This window comes from Phormidium pseudopriestleyi FRX01, assembly GCF_017313335.1.
Lineage (GTDB): Bacteria > Cyanobacteriota > Cyanobacteriia > Cyanobacteriales > Laspinemataceae > Laspinema > Laspinema pseudopriestleyi.
Genome location: NZ_JAFLQW010000391.1, coordinates 1 through 3,370 on the forward strand (window position 1 = coordinate 1; position 3,370 = coordinate 3,370).

Below are 3,370 nucleotides of genomic sequence, written 5' to 3' on the forward strand. Positions count from 1 at the left end.
CAGACCCTCGAACTCCTTTATGAATTTTTGAGCCTGCATCAATATAATGGACTGCAATTACTGATTAACCAACGGATTAAAAACCGGCGGGAATTGTCCCAGAAAGTCAAACAAGCCATCTCCTTTGTGGGCGATCGACCCCCAGAGGAACCGTTTGACAACTTCCGGTTCGACCTGCAAATCTTAGGATTTGAACCCGGTTGGGGAAATACTGCCAGTCGCGTCCGCGAAACCCTAGAAATCCTAGATGAACTGATCGACTCCCCCAACGATGCCGTCCTCGAATCCTTCATCTCCCGGATTCCGATGATCTTTCGCATCGTCCTCGTCTCCATTCATGGGTGGTTTGGTCAAGAAGGCGTGCTCGGACGACCCGACACCGGCGGTCAAGTCGTCTATGTTTTGGATCAGGCCCGCAGCTTAGAAAAGCAACTCCAAGAAGAATTTAAACTCGCCGGATTGGATACATTAGGAGTCAATCCGAAAGTCCTCATCCTCTCCCGGTTAATCCCCAATGCCGATGGCACACGCTGTAACGAACGCCTCGAAAAAATTTACGGCACCGATAATGGTTGGATTCTGCGAGTTCCCTTCCGTGAACAGAATCCCAACATGACCCAAAACTGGATTTCTCGATTTGAAATCTGGCCCTATTTAGAAACCTACGCCATTGATGCCGAAAGAGAACTCCTGGCCGAATTTCAAGGCAAACCCGATTTAATCGTCGGCAACTATTCTGATGGAAACTTAGTGGCATTCCTGTTAGCACGTCGCCTGAAAGTCACCCAGTGTAACGTCGCTCATGCCTTAGAAAAATCTAAGTATCTCTTCAGTAACCTCTACTGGCAAGACCTTGATCCTCAATATCATTTTTCTCTCCAGTTTACCGCCGACTTGATCGCCATGAATGCTGCCAACTTCATTGTTAGCAGCACCTATCAGGAGATTGTTGGGACCGCCGATAGTGTCGGTCAGTATGAATCCTACGCTTGTTTTACCATGCCGGATCTGTATCATGTGGTCAACGGCATCGAGTTATTTTCTCCTAAATTTAACGTCGTCCCCCCTGGGGTGAATGAAGCGGTCTATTTTCCCTACACCCGCACCGAAGACCGCATCCAATCCAACCGGGAACGACTGGAAGAATTGCTCTTTACTCTGGATGACCCCGCTCAAGTTTTTGGAAAGCTGGAAGACCCCAGCAAACAAATTCTGTTTTCCGTCGCCCGACTGGACCGGATTAAGAATTTGACGGGTTTAGCTGAATGTTTTGGTCAGAGTCCGGAATTGCAAGAGCGTTGTAATCTGATTCTGGTTGCCGGGAAATTGCGAACTGAGGAGTCTAACGACACGGAAGAAATCAGCGAAATGCAAAAATTGTATGGCATCATTGAGCAATACAATTTGTATAATAAGATTCGCTGGTTGGGAGTGCGACTCTCTAAGACCGATTCTGGAGAACTCTATCGGGTGATTGGCGACCATAAGGGAATTTTTGTGCAACCGGCTTTATTTGAAGCCTTTGGTCTGACTATTTTAGAGGCGATGGTTTCCGGTTTGCCTACCTTTGCCACCCAGTTCGGGGGTCCGTTAGAAATCATTCAGGATAAGGTGAATGGATTTTACATCAACCCGACGAATTTAGAAGAAACCGCACAGAAGCTGCTGGACTTTGTGTCCAAACATGAGCAAAATCCCCATTATTGGGATGAAATTTCCCAACGGGCGATCGAGCGGGTTTACACGACCTATACTTGGAAAATTCATACCACCCGCCTGTTATCGCTTTCTAAAATTTACGGGTTCTGGAATTATACTTCCAAGGAAAACCGTGAGGATATGTTGCGCTACTTAGAGGCGTTATTTTATCTGATTTATAAGCCGCGTGCTCAGGTGTTATTGGAACAACACCGCGATCGATAGGTCAGACCTTGAACTTTCCCTGAGATAACCATTTAGGCTCTTTTGAATGGGTGAGTCGTGAACCTTGAGAATTAAGAATTAAACCCTAATCAGGTTGATTAGATTAATTCTTAATTCTTAAGTTTAATCCCCTCTTTCGTTACCTCGGAATCTATCCCGGTCCCCTAGCACGCTCCTCTGACAGACTAACCCCTCATTCCCCCTTAAAGCTCCATCAGTCCCATCCTGAATTCGCCTTCATCCCCCTTCGTACTTCGCCTCGGAGATCGGATCGGATCATTCTCACTCAAGTCTTTCACAATTCACATAAAATAGGGACTGCAAAAAAACGACTGCTACTCAATTTTTTTAGCGGCCCGTGATAGCTATTTGGGGAAATCTGGGTATGCTCCACAACAACTGACCCCGATCCGAATCCACTCGGAGGATCCAGAGATAATCCCTTGTTCCTTCTGGTGACTCAGTATTAAAAAACACCCGTGAGGGCGTCGTTCGAGATCAAGTGACTCAAAAGAAAAGAGAGTAACCCAGAGGTATCCTATCAGATACTACAAATCACCCTCGGACTCCCATTTACATCGCGTAAATCTTGGTCTATGGTGCTCATGGTGTATTTCCATCCAAAATGGGGACTGCCCAGGATTCTCAGGTTCCTCATCTTCGGTTCAATAAGGCACTGCTATTGTCCAATCAGACGGAATGGGTGCATTATCAAAAAAAACGATCGCAAAAACAGGAGGAGGCTGGAAGTTTTATTGAATATATCTTGAGTGCATCTGAGTAGTCGTGAGCGATCGCCCATGTCGATAATCCATGACAATTCCTACTATTTGATGATTAAGCCGAGAGATCGGTCTTGATCACCTCCAATTGATGAGTTTACTATTCACCCAAACAATCCTGTAGATAAAATTCCCAAAATGGCAGAAATTAGAGAACCGAACAATCCCCTGGCAACGAACCTTCCGGATTCAAATATTCCTGGATTAGATGAAAGCGATCGCCTAGAATCCCCTCGAACTTTAGAGGAAGAGGGAATTTTTTTAGACTTATCCTTACTGCAAATCATCCAAGGCCAAGCTGGAGATGATACCATTATTGGCTCCCAGGCCGACGATACCATCGTTGGCAACCCAGGGAATGATTCCCTTTATGGAAATACAGGCAATGATAGCCTCCTGGGAAACCAAGGCAACGACACGATCGCCGGCGGTCCCGGTAACGACATCATTCGCGGCAACGAAGGCAACAACGTCCTCTACGGAGACCTAACCCGGGATGGACTCTCCCTGGACGAAGGATTTGGCAACGACATCATCTTTGGCGGCATCGGCGATGACCTAATTTTCGGCAACCAAGGTGATGATACCCTCGATGGAGAAGGAGGGACCGACACCATTTATGGAGGCAAAGGCAACGACATCATCATCGGTCATGAGGGGAATGA

General features: G+C 46.6%; 2 protein-coding genes. Both read left to right on the forward strand.

Annotated elements, in window-relative coordinates; genetic code table 11:
- Positions 1-1,923, forward strand: a 1,923-nt coding sequence (locus tag J0895_RS14745) for a sucrose synthase (protein ID WP_207088823.1), incomplete at its 5' end; no start/stop codon positions are given.
- 920 nt (positions 1,924-2,843) lie between these two features.
- A partial coding sequence (locus J0895_RS14750; RefSeq protein ID WP_277989846.1) for a calcium-binding protein occupies positions 2,844-3,370 on the forward strand: 527 nt, incomplete at its 3' end.